This window comes from Thermoanaerobacterium sp. PSU-2, assembly GCF_002102475.1.
GTDB lineage: Bacteria > Bacillota > Thermoanaerobacteria > Thermoanaerobacterales > Thermoanaerobacteraceae > Thermoanaerobacterium.
Map to the genome: position 1 here is coordinate 1 of NZ_MSQD01000039.1, position 860 is coordinate 860.

Below are 860 nucleotides of genomic sequence, written 5' to 3' on the forward strand. Positions count from 1 at the left end.
GGAGGAAAAGAAATGGCAAAGCAAAAATTCGAAAGAAAGAAACCCCATGCAAACATAGGGACAATAGGACACGTAGACCATGGCAAAACGACATTAACATCAGCAATAACGATAGTATTATCAAAACAAGGAATGGCACAAGCGACAGCATACGATGAAATAGACAAAGCACCAGAAGAAAAAGCAAGAGGAATCACAATAAACACAATGCACGTAGAATATGAGACAGAGAAAAGGCACTATGCCCATGTTGACTGTCCAGGACACGCAGACTACGTAAAGAACATGATAACAGGAGCAGCGCAGATGGACGGAGCGATACTGGTAGTATCAGCAGCAGACGGTCCAATGCCACAGACAAGAGAGCACATCCTGTTAGCAAGACAGGTAGGCGTACCATACATCGTAGTATTCTTAAACAAAGCAGACATGGTAGACGACCAAGAGTTAATCGAATTAGTAGAGATGGAAGTAAGAGAGCTGTTAAATGAATATGAATTCCCAGGAGATGACACACCGATAGTAGTAGGTTCAGCATTAAAAGCAATGGAATGCGGATGCGGACAAAGAGATTGCCAATGGTGTGGCAAGATATGGGACTTAATGGATGCAGTTGACAGCTATATACCGACACCAGAAAGAGATGTAGACAAACCATTCCTGATGCCAGTAGAAGATGTATTCACGATAACAGGAAGAGGAACAGTTGCAACAGGAAGAGTAGAGAGAGGCAAGTTAAAAGTAGGAGACGAAGTAGAGATAATAGGATTATCAGACGAAAGCAAGAAGACAGTAGTAACAGGAGTAGAGATGTTCAGGAAGACGCTGGATGAAGCAGAAGCAGGAGACAACATAGGAGT

1 protein-coding gene is annotated in these 860 nt (G+C 42.8%); it reads left to right on the forward strand.

Annotation, left to right across the window (positions count from 1 at the left end; translation table 11 throughout):
* Positions 1-12: 12 nt before the first annotated feature.
* A partial coding sequence (tuf, locus tag BVF91_RS13020) for an elongation factor Tu (RefSeq protein ID WP_085113768.1) occupies positions 13-860 on the forward strand: 848 nt, incomplete at its 3' end.